15 protein-coding genes are annotated in these 15,433 nt (G+C 71.8%); 8 read left to right on the top strand and 7 right to left on the bottom strand.

The features are described 5' to 3' along the window. Window positions 1-27 precede the first annotated feature (27 nt). The 4 genes from ABTX60_RS40135 (at window position 28) to dnaK (ending at window position 5,566) form a co-directional block, all read left to right on the top strand. Window positions 28-2,103 (top strand): phage holin family protein, encoded by a 2,076-nt coding sequence (locus tag ABTX60_RS40135; protein WP_352101737.1) that lies wholly within the window; start codon window positions 28-30, stop codon window positions 2,101-2,103. Window positions 2,104-2,233: 130 nt separating this feature from the next. Beyond that, on the top strand, window positions 2,234-2,662 hold the full coding sequence (locus tag ABTX60_RS40130; RefSeq protein WP_352101736.1) for an OsmC family peroxiredoxin: 429 nt from the start codon (window positions 2,234-2,236) through the stop codon (window positions 2,660-2,662). 215 nt (window positions 2,663-2,877) lie between these two features. After that, window positions 2,878-3,618 (top strand): glycerophosphodiester phosphodiesterase family protein, encoded by a 741-nt coding sequence (locus ABTX60_RS40125; protein ID WP_352101735.1) that lies wholly within the window; start codon window positions 2,878-2,880, stop codon window positions 3,616-3,618. 67 nt (window positions 3,619-3,685) lie between these two features. Beyond that, a complete protein-coding gene (gene dnaK, locus ABTX60_RS40120; protein ID WP_352101734.1) occupies window positions 3,686-5,566 on the top strand; it encodes a molecular chaperone DnaK in 1,881 nt (626 codons plus the stop codon). Window positions 5,567-5,572: 6 nt separating this feature from the next. On the opposite strand, the gene ABTX60_RS40115 is transcribed toward dnaK, so the two are convergent. Next, the gene (locus ABTX60_RS40115; RefSeq protein ID WP_352101733.1) at window positions 5,573-6,418 is read right to left on the bottom strand and encodes an NAD(P)H-binding protein; all 846 of its coding nucleotides are present in this window, start codon (window positions 6,416-6,418) and stop codon (window positions 5,573-5,575) included. 103 nt (window positions 6,419-6,521) lie between these two features. On the opposite strand from ABTX60_RS40115, the gene ABTX60_RS40110 reads away from it, so the two are divergent. Further along, window positions 6,522-6,905 carry a winged helix-turn-helix transcriptional regulator gene (locus ABTX60_RS40110; protein ID WP_352101732.1) on the top strand — a complete coding sequence of 128 codons (384 nt, stop codon included), beginning with the start codon at window positions 6,522-6,524 and terminating at the stop codon, window positions 6,903-6,905. Here the strand turns inward: ABTX60_RS40110 and ABTX60_RS40105 are convergent. Then, window positions 6,902-7,369: a nitrate reductase molybdenum cofactor assembly chaperone gene (locus ABTX60_RS40105; RefSeq protein WP_352101731.1), complete on the bottom strand. Its 468-nt coding sequence runs from the start codon at window positions 7,367-7,369 to the stop codon at window positions 6,902-6,904. The two genes, ABTX60_RS40110 and ABTX60_RS40105, sit on opposite strands and share 4 nt — an antisense overlap. A 131-nt stretch (window positions 7,370-7,500) precedes the next feature. Continuing rightward, window positions 7,501-8,364, bottom strand: a complete 864-nt coding sequence (locus tag ABTX60_RS40100; RefSeq protein ID WP_352101730.1) for a Sco1979 family transcriptional regulator — start codon at window positions 8,362-8,364, stop codon at window positions 7,501-7,503. Between the two features lie 241 nt (window positions 8,365-8,605). On the opposite strand from ABTX60_RS40100, the gene ABTX60_RS40095 reads away from it, so the two are divergent. Then, entirely contained in the window at window positions 8,606-9,031 is a 426-nt protein-coding gene (locus ABTX60_RS40095; protein ID WP_352101729.1) for a hypothetical protein, read from the top strand. Here the strand turns inward: ABTX60_RS40095 and ABTX60_RS40090 are convergent. Further along, on the bottom strand, window positions 9,013-9,819 hold the full coding sequence (locus ABTX60_RS40090; protein ID WP_352101728.1) for a helix-turn-helix domain-containing protein: 807 nt from the start codon (window positions 9,817-9,819) through the stop codon (window positions 9,013-9,015). The two genes, ABTX60_RS40095 and ABTX60_RS40090, sit on opposite strands and share 19 nt — an antisense overlap. Window positions 9,820-9,946: 127 nt before the next feature. Between ABTX60_RS40090 and ABTX60_RS40085 the strand changes: the two genes are divergently transcribed. After that, complete coding sequence (locus ABTX60_RS40085) at window positions 9,947-10,252, top strand: 4a-hydroxytetrahydrobiopterin dehydratase (protein ID WP_142157404.1); 306 nt, start codon at window positions 9,947-9,949, stop codon at window positions 10,250-10,252. A 4-nt stretch (window positions 10,253-10,256) separates the two neighbouring features. Beyond that, window positions 10,257-11,000 (top strand): class I SAM-dependent methyltransferase, encoded by a 744-nt coding sequence (locus ABTX60_RS40080; protein WP_352101727.1) that lies wholly within the window; start codon window positions 10,257-10,259, stop codon window positions 10,998-11,000. A gap of 15 nt (window positions 11,001-11,015) precedes the next feature. Here the strand turns inward: ABTX60_RS40080 and ABTX60_RS40075 are convergent, their stop codons facing one another. From ABTX60_RS40075 to ABTX60_RS40065, 3 genes are all read right to left on the bottom strand, one after another. Next, window positions 11,016-11,648, bottom strand: coding sequence for an MmpS family transport accessory protein (locus tag ABTX60_RS40075; protein WP_352101726.1), 633 nt, complete (start codon window positions 11,646-11,648; stop codon window positions 11,016-11,018). Between the two features lie 150 nt (window positions 11,649-11,798). After that, the gene (locus ABTX60_RS40070) at window positions 11,799-14,453 is read right to left on the bottom strand and encodes a cellulose binding domain-containing protein (RefSeq protein ID WP_352101725.1); all 2,655 of its coding nucleotides are present in this window, start codon (window positions 14,451-14,453) and stop codon (window positions 11,799-11,801) included. Window positions 14,454-14,662: 209 nt separating this feature from the next. Next, a partial coding sequence (locus ABTX60_RS40065) for a glycoside hydrolase family 48 protein (RefSeq protein WP_352101724.1) occupies window positions 14,663-15,433 on the bottom strand: 771 nt, incomplete at its 5' end.

Raw genomic sequence — 15,433 nt, 5'->3', positions numbered from 1 at the left:
CGGGCCAGGGACGTGAGGTGGCGGGGCGTGCGGGGCGTGCGATGGCGGCGGGCCGCCAGTCAGGTGGGGCGGAGCGTCGCCGTGTGGGCGGTCTCCACCGTCACCATGCTCGTACTCGCCGGGATCCTCCCCGACTTCCGGCTCCGCTCGGAGAACGGCGACAGCGCGACCGACATAGCCGTCACGGCGGCCTTCGGCGCCGGTGCCTTCGGTCTGCTGTCGGCCCTGGTGTGGCCGCTGCTCGTCCGGCTGCTGCTGCTCGTGCCGGCCCTGGTGCTGGGACTGCTGGTCTTCTTCCTCAACGGCGCCCTGCTGCTGCTCGCCCTGCACCTGAACCCGGCCGAGCGCGGTGCCGCCGCGCCGGAGACCGCGGTCGTGGTCGCCGCGGTGATGTCCGCGGTGGCGTCCGCGACCGGCGCCGCCCTGGCCGTGCGGGACGACGACGCCTACCGCCGCAGGCTCTACCGCCTCTCGGACCGCCGCCGCCGGTCCGGACCGCCCTCACCGGCCGGCCCCGGCACGGTCTTCGTACAGCTCGACGGTGTCGGCCACGACACCCTGCTCGACGCGGTCGGCAGGGGCCTGATGCCCACCGTCGCCCGCTGGCTCGACATCGGCGACGGCGGCCGCCCCACCCACCGGCTCACCCCCTGGCGCACCGACTGGTCCAGCCAGACCGGCGCCAGCCAGCTCGGCATCCTGCACGGCAGCAACCACGACGTCCCCGCCTTCCGCTGGTACGAGAAGGACACCCGCGAGGTGGTCGTCTGCAACCGCCCGACCAGCGCCGCCGAACTCCAGCGCCGTGCCGTCGGGCACGCGGGGCACGGCGGGCTGCTCACCGTCGACGGCGCCAGTCGCGGCAACCTGTTCAGCGGCGGCGCCGAGCAGCAGGCCCTCGTGCTGTCCATCGCGGCCCGCCGCCGCAGCCGGGAGAACCGTTCCCGCGCGGGTTACTTCGCCTACTTCTGCGACCCGGCCAACGCCGTGCGCACCGCGCTCTCCTTCATCGCCGAGGTGGGCCGCGAGATCGGCCAGTCCACCCGCGCGAGCCTGCGCAAGCAGCGCCCGCGCGTCTCCCGCGGCGGCCTCTACCCCCTCGTCCGGGCCTTCGCGACGGTCGTCGAGCGGGACGTCGTCGTGGCCGCCGTGACCGGCGACATGCTCGTCGGCCGCACGGCCGTCTTCGCCGATCTGGTGGCCTACGACGAGGTCGCCCACCACTCCGGCCCGGCGAGCCGGGACGCGCAGAAGGTCCTCGAACGCCTCGACGGCTCGCTCGCCCTGATCGAGAACGTCGCCGAGCACGCCCCGCGTCCGTACCGGATCGTCGTGCTGTCCGACCACGGGCAGAGCCCCGGCGAGACCTTCCGCTCCCGCTACGGCCTCACACTCGGCGACCTGGTCCGGGCCGGCTGCGGCATGCCCGTACCGCGCAAGGCCGAGCGCACCCGCAGCGGCGCGGAGGCTCGCGCCGCCGTGCGCGCCGCGCTGCGCTTCCCCGTCGCGGAGACCGGCGAACAGCATCGCCCCGCGCGCGACTCCGAGCCGATCGTGCTGGCCTCCGGCAACCTCGGCCTGGTCTCCTTCCCGGACGTCGCGCACCGGATGAGCAAGGAGGAGATCGACGCCCGCCACCCCGCGCTGCTGCCGACCCTCGCCAACCATCCCGGCATCGGCTTCCTGCTGGTCCGCAGCGAGGAGCACGGCGGTGTCGTCCTCGGCGCGTACGGTGCCGAGATCCCCCTGGCCGACCTCGACGACAACCCGGGCCCGCTCGCCCCGTTCGGCCCGGGCGCGGCCGACGCGATACGCCGTACGCACTCCTTCCCGCACACCGCCGACATCATGGTCAACTCCTTCCACGACCCGGCCGACGGCGAAGTCCTCGCCTTCGAGGAGCAGATCGGCTCCCACGGCGGCCTCGGCGGAGCCCAGGGCAGACCCTTCCTGCTGTCCCCGCTCGGCGTCTCCGCACCGGTCGGCGAGGGCGAGGAGCTCGTCGGCGCCGAGCACGTGCACCGAGTGCTCCGGCGCTGGCTGCGCGAGGCGAACGGACCGCAGGTGCCGCTGGAGGCCACCGAGGAGGAGCACGCCGCCTGACCTCCGGCGGCGCACGCACACCGCCAGAGGGCAGGTCCTCCGCGTGAGTTGAGCCGTAGTGTGATCGGATGGGGGGCACGGGGCCCGGCGACGGGCCCGCACGCGAGTCCGCACGCGAAAGGAAGAACTCGTGGCTACCACGCGCTCCGCACACACCGTCTGGGAAGGCAACCTGCTCGAGGGCAACGGTGTCGTCTCCTTCGACTCCTCCGGTGCCATCGGCGAGCAGCCGGTGACGTGGGCCTCGCGCGCCCAGGAGGCGAACGGCAAGACCAGCCCCGAGGAGCTGATCGCGGCCGCCCACTCCAGCTGCTTCTCCATGGCCTTCTCCAACATCCTCAACAAGGCCGGGACGCCGCCCACCAAGCTCATCACCTCGGCCGACGTCTCCTTCCAGCCCGGTGAGGGCATCACCGGCATCCACCTCACCGTCGAGGGCACCGTCCCCGGCATCGACGAGGCGGCCTTCCAGGCCGCCGCCGACGAGGCCAAGGTCGGCTGCCCGGTCAGCCAGGCCCTCAAGGCGACGCCCATCACGCTGACCGCCAAGCTCGCCTGACCTGCCGCACCCCCGTCGCGCGGGCCCGCCCACCGAAGGCGGCCCGCGCGTCGTGGTTCACCGCCTCCGGCGGGGGCGGGAACCGGACGCCCGGAACGCCGGGCCGGAAGGAACGCGATGCCGCCGGGACGGCTGCCGCTTCGCCCCCACCTCGCGACCGGCCACGACCTGCTGCCCGAAGCGTCTCCCCGCTCGCCCTCCGGGAACCGACGACCATGACCCCACACCCCGCCGTCTCCGCCCACCGCGGCGGCTCCGAGCGAGCAGGTCCCGCCACCTGGGAGGCGTACGAGGACGCGCTCGCGTCCGGCGCGGAGTACGTCGAGTTCGACGTCCGCCGCACCGGGGACGGAGTCCTCGTCGTCCACCACGACCCCGGGGTCGGTCCCGCCGGGCCGCCGCTGTCCGCGCTCACGCACGCCGGGCTGTGCGAGCGGGCCGGATACGCCGTGCCCGTGGTGGACGACGTCATGGCGCTGATCGCCGGGAAACTCGTGGCCCACCTCGACCTCAAGGAGGTCGGCTACGAGCAGGAGGTGATTGACCGGGCGGTCGCCCTGCTCGGTGTCGACGGACTCGTCGTCACCTCGCTGGAGGACCGTTCCGTCGCCGCCGTCACCCAGGGCTTCCCCGGCGTACGCACTGCCCTGTCCCTGGGGCGGGACCGCCGGGAACTCGCCCTGTCGCGGCTGCCCGGAACCCGTCTGAGCGAGTTGTTCCCGGCCCGCCGCATCCGGGCCTGCGGGGCGCACGGCGTCGCCGTGCACCAGCGGCTGGCCAGGACGAACGTGCTGCGCGAGGCGACCCGGCACGGCCTGTTCACCATGGTCTGGACCGTCAACGACGACACGCTCATGCGGGCCTTCCTCGCTCACCCGCGCGTCGACGTGCTCGTCACCGACCGGCCCCGGCGGGCCGTGGCGCTGCGCGGGCCGATCACCCCTTCGCGGCATTGACAACAGCGCACTCAAGTTTTGTGCTGGAGTGTGTGGCGAGTCGTCGCCCTGGCGGAAGGGGACAGCGATGGGACGAGCGGTCGGAGTCGACCTCGGAACCACGAACTCGGTGGTCGCCGTGCTGGAAGGCGGTGAGTCCACCGTCATCGCCAACGCGGAGGGGGCCCGGACCACGCCCTCGGTCGTGGCGTTCGCCAAGAACGGCGAGGTGCTGGTCGGAGAGGTGGCCAAACGGCAGGCCGTGACGAACGTGGAGCGCACCGCCCGCTCGGTGAAGCGGCACATGGGTGACGCACACTGGCGCTTCCCCGGCGAGGGCGATGTGGACGGCACCCGCTACCGGGCCCAGGAGCTGTCCGCGCGGGTGCTGCAGAAGCTCAAGCGGGACGCGGAGTCCTACCTCGGCGAGGACGTCACCGACGCCGTGATCACCGTCCCCGCCTACTTCGACGACTCCCAGCGGCAGGCCACCAAGGAGGCCGGTGAGATCGCGGGCCTGAAGGTGCTGCGCATCATCAACGAGCCGACGGCGGCGGCCCTCGCCTACGGCCTGGACAAGGAGAACGACCAGACGGTCCTGGTCTTCGACCTCGGTGGCGGCACCTTCGACGTGTCGCTGCTGGAGATGGGCGAGGGCGTCATCGAGGTGAAGGCCACCAACGGTGACACGCACCTCGGCGGCGACGACTGGGACCAGCGGATCGTCGAGTATCTGATCAAGCGTTTCAAGGGCCAGACCGGCGTCGACCTCGCGGGCGACAAGATGGCGGTGCAGCGGCTGCGCGAGGGCGCCGAGCGGGCCAAGATCGAACTGTCCAGTTCGACCGAGACGACGATCAACCTGCCCTACATCACGGCCTCCGCCGAAGGGCCCCTGCATCTCGACGAGAAGCTGACCCGGGCCCAGTTCCAGGAGCTCACCGCCGATCTGCTCGACCGCTGCAAGGCCCCCTTCCACCAGGCGGTCAAGGACGCCGGGGTGAAGCTCTCGGCCATCGATCACGTGATCCTCGTCGGTGGCTCGACCCGGATGCCCGCGGTGACCGACCTGGTAAAGGAACTCACCGGGAAGGACCCGCACAAGGGCGTCAACCCCGACGAGGTGGTGGCCGTCGGGGCGGCGCTCCAGGCGGGCGTCATCCGCGGCGATGTCAAGGACGTGCTGCTGCTCGACGTCACCCCGCTGTCCCTGGGCATCGAGACCAAGGGTGGCATCATGACGAAGCTCATCGAGCGCAACACGACCATCCCGACCCGGCGTTCGGAGATCTTCACGACGGCGGCCGACAACCAGCCCTCGGTCGGCATCCAGGTCTACCAGGGCGAACGGGAGATCGCGGCGTACAACAAGAAGCTCGGCGTCTTCGACCTGACGGGCCTGCCGCCGGCGCCGCGCGGAGTACCGCAGATCGAGGTGGCCTTCGACATCGACGCCAACGGCATCATGCACGTCTCCGCCAAGGACATGGCGACCGGCCGCGAACAGAAGATGACCGTCACCGGCGGCTCGGCCCTGCCCAAGGACGACATCGACCGCATGATGCGCGAGGCCGAGCAGTACGCCGAGGAGGACCGGGAGCGCCGCGAGACCGCCGAGACCCGCAACCAGGCCGAGCAACTCGTCTACCAGAGCGAGAACTTCCTCCGCGAGAACGGCGACCGGGTCCCGGCCGGCACGAAGTCCGAGGTCGAGTCGGCCGTCGCCGGGGTGAAGGAGCGCCTGGAACAGCAGGCGGACACCGCCGCCCTGCGCGCCGCCGTCGAGCAACTCGCCTCCGTCAGCCAGAAGATGGGCCAGGCCATGTACGCCCAGGCCCAGCAGACCCCCACCGAGGAACCCTCCGGCACCTCGCCCGGAGAAGAGGGCGTGGTCGACGCGGAGATCGTGGACGACGACAAGGACCAGGGGGGCAGCCGGACCGAGAAGAGCGGCCCGGACCAGGGCTGAGCGGCCCTAACGGAACGCGGCGACGTGGCGGTGGGCCCAGTCGGCGAAGGTGCGGGGCGCGCGGCCGAGGACCCGCTCGATGTCGGGGCTGACGCGCCGCTCGGCGGGAGTGGGCTCACCCAGGATGGCCAGTGTCGTCTCCGCCACGGGCTCGGGCATGAACCGCAGCAGCTGCGCCCGGGCCTCGTCCCGGGTCTGCTCGACGAAGCGGACCGGTTCGCCGAGCGCCTCCGCCAGTGCCTCGGCGCGCTGCCTGGGCGTGCTGAGGGCGGGCCCGGTCAGCTCGTAGACCTGTCCGGTGTGCCCGTCCTCGCGCAGTGCCGCGGCCGCGACCGCGGCGATGTCGTCCGGGTCGACGGTGGGCAGCCCGACGTCACCGAACGGCGCCGCGACGGTCCGCAGGGTGCGGACGGATTCGGCCCACGCGTACGCGTTGGAGTCGAAACCGCCGGGGCGCAGGATCACCCAGTCCAGGCCCGACCGCCGTACGGCGTCCTCGATGGCCCGTCCGACGCCCCCGTGGGAATCCGACTCCGGCCGGGTCGCGACCCCCTGGGAGGAGAGCAGCACGACACGCCGGACCCCGCTGTCCCGGGCCGCGTCGAGGATCTGCCCGGGGTCCAGCAGATGGGCGTCGGCTCCACCGTTCTGCAGGAACAGCGCGTCGGCGCCGTCCAGGACGGGGCGGAGGCTGCCGGCGTCGGTCAGGTCCGCCGGGCGGGCCTGGACACCGTCCGGCAGGTCCGCGTCCGCGACCCTCCGCGATGTCGCCGTCACCTTCTGCCCGTCCCCGGCGAGCGCCTGGACCAGCGATCGGCCCACGTTCCCGGTCGCTCCCGTCACCACGATCATGAGCAACTCCTTTGTCGTACGGCCCTGTTGCCGATGTCGTGGACGCTAACACCGTCGGTATAGTAGGTACCTAGAGGAAAGTGACTATCCCTAAGGGGTGCGCATGGCCGTTGAGATGACCGGGGCGGCGCCCGCCGCCACCGTCCCGGAACTCGCCTGCCCGATCAGCGGGGTCGTGGACATCGTGTTCAGCCGGTGGACCACGCCGATCCTGTGGACGCTCCACACTCACGGCCGGCAGCGCTTCGTCGAGCTGGAACGACGCATCGGCACGATCACGCCGAAGGTGCTGACCCAGCGCCTCAGGCAACTGGAACGCGACGGTCTGGTCGTGCGCACCTACCACCCGGAGGTCCCGCCGAGGGTCGAGTACGAGATCAGTGAGCTGGGCCGCAGCCTCGCCCCGCTCTTCGCCCACCTCGCCGACTGGTCGGCCGCACACCTGGACGAGGTCGAGCAGGCCCGCCACGCCTACGACAGGGCCTAGCGCCCCGTGGCGACCGGCGGCAGCGTCGCGCACACCGCGTCCAGGACCGTCGCGTAGGGCGTGCCGAAGTCGGTGAGTTTGCAGCGGAGCTGGTCCAGGCCGTCCCGGTGGTCCGCCAGCAACCCGGTGTCACCGGTGCGGGCCGCGAACTCCAGGACCGCCGGCAGGAAGTCCGGCGGCTCCTCGCCTGTGGTCTCCAGGCCGTGCGCGCGGTACAGCTCCTCCGACGGCGCCGGGGCGGTCTCGCGCCAGACGCTCAGATACAGACTGTGGTCCTGCCCGGCCTCGAAGACCTCGACGTAGTGGGCGGCCAGTTCCATCGGCGGGGTGAGCGCCGCGTGGTCGGCGAACCCCCGCAACTGCGGGGCGGCTTCGCGCAACAGCGGCAGCCGGGTGCGGAAGTCGTCGTCCGGGTACATCAGGCACAGCGCGGCCGCCTGGTACAGCACCTCGAATCCGGGCATCGGACCTCCTCCGCGAGCGCTTCCTGCCCGCCCCGTCATCCCGACGCTAGGGGCGTGCCGGGAAGCACACCTGCCGACGGCGCCCGTACGGGTCAGAACCCGTCTATGACGTCGGGCGGGAGGCGAGCGGCTCAGTAGCGCTCGCGGTACTCCCGCAACAGTTCCTCCGTGCGCTGCGCGGAGCCGGCCCGGGCCGTCATGTGGTCCAGCACCTCCAGATGCGCGGAGACCTCCTTGCGGGAGTCCAGGTACAGCGCGCCGGTCAGGTACTCGGTGAAGACCATGTCGGGCAGCTCGGGCTCGGCGAAGCGGAACAGCGAGAACGGCGCGTACGTGCCCGGATGGGGGCCGTCCGCGAACTCGGCGATCTGGAGGGTCACCCGGTCGCGCTCGGCGTACTCCAGCAGCTTGTCCAGCTGGTCGCGCATCACCCGGCCGTCCGCGCTCACCGGGCGGCGCAGCACCGTCTCGTCCATGATGACCCACAGGTGCGGCGGGTTCGGGCGGTCCAGGAGCCGCTGCCGCTCCATGCGCAGCGACACATGCCGGTCCACGGCGCCCGGCCCGGCGTTCGCGATGGTGCCGGTCTCCAGCACGGCCCGCGCGTACCCCTCCGTCTGCAGCAGCCCCGGCACGAAGTGCGGCTCGTACGACCGGATGATCCGGGCCGCGCCCTCCAGGCTCACGTACAGGCTGAACCACTCCGGCAGCACGTCGTGGAACCGCTGCCACCAGCCCGGCCGGTTCGCCTCCTCCGCGAGGTCGACGAAGGCGGCGATCTCGCCCTCGGCCACCCCGTACGCCGTCAGCAGGATCTGCACGTACGGGATCTTCAGCGCGACGTCGGCGGTCTCCATCCGCCGGACCGTCGCCGGGGCGACCCGCAGCACCTTCGCGGCCTCGTCACGACTGAGGCCCGCGGCCTCACGCAGCTCCTGCAACCGCTTGCCCAGGACCACCTGGCCCACGGTGGGTGCGGCCCGCCGTTCACTCACGCAACGCCTCCCCAACGCGCCCAAGCCTGCGATCAGTCTGTCACGGTCGGTCGCCGGCATGACAGGGCCGGGAGCGAGAAGATCGCCGGAAGCGGAGGAGCGGCGCGGGCATGACCCCGCGGGTAATCGACCGGACGCCACCCGAAAGGGATCGTGGACGCACCGGTTCCCGGGCCGGCGCACTCCGGCCCGGGAACCGGCCTCAGCCGCAGCGCCACCAACCGACGGAGGGTGACTCCCCATGTCCTCGATCCAGCTCGCCGCACTCGCCCGTACCTCCGAGCCGCAGTCGATGCTGCGCCGCTTCCTCGCCCTGGACGCCGTCGTGACCGGCGCCAACGCGCTCGGCTACCTGGCCTTCTCCGGCCCGCTCGGCCGGTTCCTCGGGGCGGGCCCCACGCTGCTCCCGGCCGTGGGGGCGTTTCTCGCCGTCTACGCGGCGGCCGTGGGCCTGCTGGCCGCCCGCAGGCGGCCGCCGGCGCTCGGCGTACGGGCCGTCGTCGAGGCCAACCTCGCCTGGGCGGCGGTGAGCCTCGCCGCACTGGCGCTGTGGCTCACGCCGAGCACGGCGGGCGCCGTGTGGACCGTGCTCCAGGCCCTGGCCGTGGCCGGGTTCGCCGTCCTCCAGCACATGTCCCTGAAAAGCCGTCAGGACATCGACGTCTGAAGGTACTTGACCGTCGCCGGGTCGGCCGGGAGCAGCGTCTCGATGGCCAGCTCGGCGACCGTCACGTCCATCGGCGTGTTGAAGGTGGAGATCGAGGAGATGAACGACAGCGTCCGTCCCTCGTGCTCGATCCGCAGCGGCAGCGCGAAGTACGGAACCGGCTCCGACGGCTCGTCCACCGGATCCGCCTCGGGCGCCGGATACGCCGCCACCTCCTCGTACAGCTCCCGCAGCGGCTCCGAGCGGTGCAGCGCGATCTGCCGCTCCATCTGCTCCAGCAGGTGCCCCCGCCAGGCGCGCAGATTGCGGATGCGGGGCGCGAGACCCCGCGGGTGCAGGGCGAGCCGCATCGCGTTCAGCGGGGGCTCGAGCAGTGACTCGCAGACACCGTCGACCAGCGTCATGACCCCCCGGTTGGCGGCCACGACGTTGTACAGCGCGTCCACCACCAGCGCCGGATACGGCTCGTAGCCGCTGATCAGCCGGTCGATGCCGGCCCGCAGCGCGTCCAGCGCAGGGTCGTCCAGCGGGGTCTCCGGGTAGCGGGGAGCGTAACCGGCCGCCAGCAGCAGGGCGTTGCGCTCCCGCACGGGGACGTCCAGATGCTCGGCCAGTCGCAGCACCATCTCCTCACTGGGCCGGGAGCGACCCGTCTCGACGAAGCTGATGTGCCGGGCCGAGGAGTCCGCGCGCAGGGCCAGCTCCAGCTGGCTGACCCGCCGCTGCTCCCGCCAGGCCCGCAGCAGCGGGCCCACGCCCTGCTCGGCGGTGGACGGGTGAGTGGTCATGCCGGGACCGTAGTCGAGAACCGGCCGCACCGGACAGACGCCCCCTGGTGACCAGGGCTCCGGCCGCCCCGCTGTGGCAGGCTGAGAGAACACCGAGGACACCGCAGTCCGGGAAGGAGCGCAGCCCATGCCCGTCGAACCGCTGTCGCAGAAGGAGGTCGAGGACCGGCTGGCCGAACTGCCGGGCTGGTCGCTCGACAGGGACCACCTCTTCCGCTCCTACCGGCTCGGATCGCACTTCGCGGCGACGGCGATGGTCGTGCACATCGCCCAGGTCCAGGAGGAACTGAACCACCACTCCGACCTGACGCTCGGCTACAACACCGTCTCCCTGGCCGTGCACACGCACAGCGCGGGCGGCGCCGTCACCGAGAAGGACTTCGAGCTCGCCCGCAGGGTCGAGGACCTCGCCCCCGGGCACGGGGCACACTGACGGGGTGCTCGACTACGACAAGGAAGCGGAGCGCTACGACGCCTCGCGCGGAGGCGAGCCCAGGGCGGCCGCCGCCGCGCAGGCCGTGCTGAGCCTCGTACCGCCGGACACGCGCGGTCTGCTCGACGTCGCCTGCGGCACCGGCATCGTGACCCGCCGCATCGCCGCCGCCCGCGACCGCATGCGGGTGACCGGCGTCGATCTCGCCGCCGCGATGGCCCGGCAGGCCTCCACCCGCCTCCCCGGTGCCGTCGTACGCGCCGACAGCCGCCGGCTGCCTTTCCGGGACGGGCAGTTCGATGCCGTGTGCAGCGTGTGGCTGCTGCACCTGGCCGCCGGGCCCGCCGAGGTGCGGACCATCGTCGGCGAGTGCGCCCGGGTGCTGCGCCCCGGCGGGGTCTATGTCACCACAGTCGACAAGGCGGCCTCGCACAACGTGGGGAGCGACATCGATGTCGTGCTGTCCTCCCGGCCGCGGGGCCCGGTCCGGGACGCGGCGGCGGACATCGAGTCCTGCGCCACCGCCCGCGGTCTGGTCCCGGCCGGGCAGGGCCGCTTCACCGGTCACGGTCAGGGCCGCAGCCCCCGGCGTACGATCGCCGACCTGCGCCGGGGCTGGTTCGTCACCCTGCCGCCGGGCCACCCGCTGGCCGACGGATTCGCCACGCGGCTCGCGCAGCTGCCCGACCAGGACCGGCCGCGCCCCGACCCGGTGTTCGGCCTGCGGGCGTTCCGCAAGACCGGGTGAATCCTGCGGCAGGCCCTAGCTGAAATCACCGCTGAAGTCGCTGTTGAGCTGGGCGGAGCAGATGTTGTAGCCGCCCTGTGCCCGGCCCGTCTTCGTCCGGCCGTCGATGGTGATCGAGCACTGGATGTCGCCGCCGCCCATGAGCTGAGCGGTCACCTGGTAGTAGAGGGCGTCGTCCTTGACGGTCAGGGTCTTCTTCAGGGGCAGGCCCTTGCCCTGGAGGTTGGTGCCGTCGTTGCCGTAGGTGATGTCGACACCGGAGGGGGCGGAGCCCCACACCTTGAACACCGCCGTGCCCTCGGCAGCGGTGTCGGCGGCCTGGGCGTCGTCCGCGGTGTCCGCCTTGGGCTTGGGCTTGGGCTTGGCGGTGGCGGTGGCGGTGGCGGTCCTGGTGACGGTCACCGTGGGGGCCGGTTCCGCTTCGTCGTCCGCCCGCGCCTTCTCGGTGACGGTGACGGTCGGGCGGGGCGCGGCGGCGGTCTTCTCCGGATCGCCGCTGTTCCCGGCCGAGCCGATGCCCATGCCGAGGAGGAGGACGACTGCGGCGGTGGGTATGAGGACGCGTTTGCGGGTCCAGGGCGGCCGGGGAACCGGCGGGGAGGGCTGGGGCCCGAAGCCGGGCGGCGGCGGAGGCTGGGTGTACGACATGGACCCCCCTGAGGTGTTTCGTGAGAGGTGAGCGTAACGGGATATGTAAAGAAAATGTGAGTAGTGTGCGGGCGAGGTGATCGATTCGTGATCGGTTCTGGCGGCGGAGAGGGCGCATACCGTGTCCAGTACACGCCCTCGGACGGCCGGTCAGGCGACCGTGCAGCTCTGGTCACCCAGCTTGAAGGCGGCCGGTTTCGTGTTCGTGCCCGACCGCTTCGCCGTGAAGCCGAAGCTCACCGACGACCCCGCCGCCACGCTCGCGTTCCAGCCGACGTTCTTCCCCGTCACCGCCGAACCCGACTGTGCCGTCTCGGCGTTCCACGCCTGCGTCACCTTCTGGCCGTCGGCGAAGGTCCAGCCGAGTGACCAGCCGTTCCAGGCGCTCCTACCGGTGTTGGTGAGTTGGACGTCCGCCTGGAAACCGTCCGGCCACTGACTGGTGACCTGGTACGTCACCTTGCAGCCGGCGGTCGGTGTCGGGCCGGGGCCGGGCCCCGGATCCGTCGGGCCGGCGCCGGAGCTGTCGCCGTAGAGGACGCCCCGGCCGTTCGTGGAGACGTAGACGCGGCCGTACACCCGTGGGTCGCCGGTGATCGCCGCGCCCGTCCAACCCCATTGGTGTGCGTCGTCGTTGATGCGCGTCCAGCTCGCGCCCTGGTCCGTTGAGCGGAAGAGGCCACGCACTCCGCCGATCTTCGCGCTGGTGTAGAGGGTCTGGTAGGAGGCGCCGGGTGCCGCCTTGCCGAAGCCGATGGTGTCGGCCTGCTCGACGTTCGCGAGCTTGGTGAAGCTCGTTCCGCCGTCCGTGGAGTGCCACAACCCGTACGTGCCCCCTGCCGCGCCGCCCGCCAGCCACACCTCGCCCTTCTTGCCGGGCAGCGCCTTGAAGCGGACGCTGTCGCCGCTTGGCAGCCCGCCGGCCGGGGACTTGCCGAAGGACGCCCCGCCGTCCGTGCTGACGTAGAAGGTGCCGGACTTGAACCCGTAGAAGGTCTTCGGGTCGACCCGGTCCGACTCCACGATCGCCCCGGCGGGGATCCCCGTTGACGCCTGCCACGACGTCCCGAAGCCGGTCGTGTGGTGCACGCCCGCTCCCTCGGGGCTCCACACGAACCGGCTGCCGTCGGCCGCCGACGCGACCGTGCCGCCGCCGCTCACGCCCGAAGGGTCGGTTCCGGCGAACCAGTCGGCTCCGTTGTCCGTCGAGAACGCGATGTGCGGCCCCGCGTCCAGGTTGCCCACCCGCACCACGGTGTCCGGGTTCGCCTCGGCGAAGTCCAGGCTCGTGGTCGTCGTGAAGTTCGGCTGCGTGAACATCATCGACGGCACCTTCGTCAGGTCCGTGTGCCGGAAGCCGCCGATGTCGCCGAGCGCGCTCAGCAGCGGGGCGCCGGACGGGGGAGCGGCGAGGTCGTTGACCGCCGTCTCCTCCAGGCCCCGCACCATCGGCTCGATGGCGAACTTGCTTCCGCGGTCCCAGTTCGTGAGGTTCTCGGTGCCGTAGACCGTCGCACCCGTCCCGTACATCATCCGGTCGGAGTCGAACGGGTCGATCTCCAGGGCCTCCGTCATCCAGCCCAGCTTCGGCGTCTGCTCGGGCGGTTGCGGGTTCGCGCCCCAGGTCAGCCACGGCGAGGACGAGACGTCCATCGTGTAGCGGTTCTCGCGGTTGGGGTACGACGTGTAGTCCCACGCCTTGGACCAGCTGCCGCCGCTGTCCGTGGAGCGGAAGATCTGGGTGTCGGGCCACCAGGCGCTGTACGCGGTCGCCATGACCGTGCCCGGCCTCTGCCGGTCCACGCTCAGTCCGCTGAAGCCGTAGAAGGTGTCCGCCTCCGCCACCGGGCTGATGTCCGTCCAGGTCGCCGTGCCCGTCGCGTACCGCCACAGCCGGCCCTTGCCGCCGTCGTACGGGCCGCCCTTGTCGCTGTACGGGAGATAGAGGTAGCCGTTCCTCGCGTCCAGGACGCCCTTGTGGGCGAGGTAGCCGGTGGGCTGCCCGGCCAGCCGCTGCCAGGTGGCGCCCGCGTCCGTCGACCGGTACACCGCGTTGTCCTTGTCGGCGACCCCGACGTAGATCGTCCTCGTGGCGCTCCCGGCGGTGCCGGTGGACTCGTCGAAGGTGACCCAGACGATGCCCTGGTTGTCGCTGGAGTAACCGGACGTGTCGCTCGGGTCCGCCACGTAGTCGCCCACGTTGGGGAAGTTCGTCACCTGCGACCAGGTCACGCCCGCGTCCGTCGACCGCCACAGCCCCTTGCCGCTGGGCGCGCCCAGATACAGCACGCTGTTCCGGTTCGGGTCGATCGCCAGCCGCTCGCCTATGCCCCGCCCCGGCATGTTGCCGCCCAGCTTGAACGGCAGATCGGCCTTCCTCCAGCTCGCGCCCCGGTCCAAGGAGCGCATCACCGCACCGTTCTTCGGATCCCAGCTGTTCGTGTACGTCCCGACCGCCGCGTACACCCGGTTCGGATCGACGGAGTCGGACGCGATGCTGACGACGCCCGTGTGTCCCCAGTCGTCCCACCCGACCGAGTCCAGCAGCGGCGTCCAGGTCTTGGAGGACTCCCGCCAGCGGTACGCCCCGCCGATGTCCGTGCGGGCGTAGGCCAGGTTCTTCTCCGAGCGGTTGAAGACGATGCCGGGGACGAACCCGCCCCCGTCGATCCGGGCGTTCTTCCACGTGTACGTGTCCGCGGCGAGCTTCGGCGCCGGGGGATCGGCGGCCAGGGCGGTGGGGGCGCCCGACAGCAGCCCGGCCGCCAGCGCCAGCACGGCCGTGAGGATACGGGGTCTTCGCACGGTGGGGGTCCTTCCGAGAGGGGGGACGTGCGAGGGCCGGGCGGCCCCCAGTGCGGGTGGGGACCGCCCGGCCGTGGTGGCCCCGCGTCAGGTGCAGGGCCGTGTACGCAGAGCTTCGGACGCTGTCCTGGGGGCGCGGGGAACTGCACGACCAGCCACTCACGGCCCGCAGACGAAAACCGCGCCACCCGCGGAGCGCCCGGCGGGGGCTATTCGAGCAGCTCCGCGTACGAGCCCATGGCCAGGGCGATGTCCGCCTGGGCCCAGAAGCGGTGGTACGTGAACGACGGGACCGCGCCGCCCGCGAGATAGCTTTCGATCTTCGACCAGGCGGGGTCGTCCTTGTAGAAGGAGCGGATCGACTCGAACGTCGACGACGAGTTGATCGCGTCACCGTTCGGCATCGTGCCCGTCCAGCCACTCGGGATGGACACCCGGTCGTCGAAGCGGTTGTAGTCCGCGCGGTTCTCCGGAACGGCGATGCCGAGGGTGTCCTGGTGGTTGGCCCACATGCCGTCCAGCAGCTTCTTCGCCGCTGCCGCGGCCTCCGTGTCACCGGAGCGGTCCGCGTAGTACGTCAGGGTCTTGGCGTATGCGGCCGCCACGCCGACGTCGTTGGTGTAGTCGGCGACGGTCACGTGCAGCCCGCTGTTCGCTCCGGGGCTGGAGGCGTTCCAGGTGTCGGGCTGGCCCGACCACTGCAGCGTCGACGGGATGCGGAACGTGCCGTCCGGGTTGAACGTGGTCTTGGACAGCGCCCAGTCGACCCACTTGTCGAGGACCGTCTTGGCCTGCGCGTTCCCGGTCTGCTGGTACAGCTCGGCGACGCGCTCCATGGACCACGCCTGGAAGCCGAACCACTGGTTGGACGGCGGGTCGTGGTACACGGGCTTCTCGTCGTAGTACATGCCGTAGAACGTCGACTTGCCCGAAGGCGGGGTCGCGTACCGGCCCTGCCAGCTGTTGGTCGCGCCGCCCGC

It is taken from the genome of Streptomyces sp. NPDC126510, assembly GCF_040302345.1.
Classification (GTDB): domain Bacteria; phylum Actinomycetota; class Actinomycetes; order Streptomycetales; family Streptomycetaceae; genus Streptomyces.
This window is presented reverse-complemented; position numbering and strand designations above follow the sequence as displayed.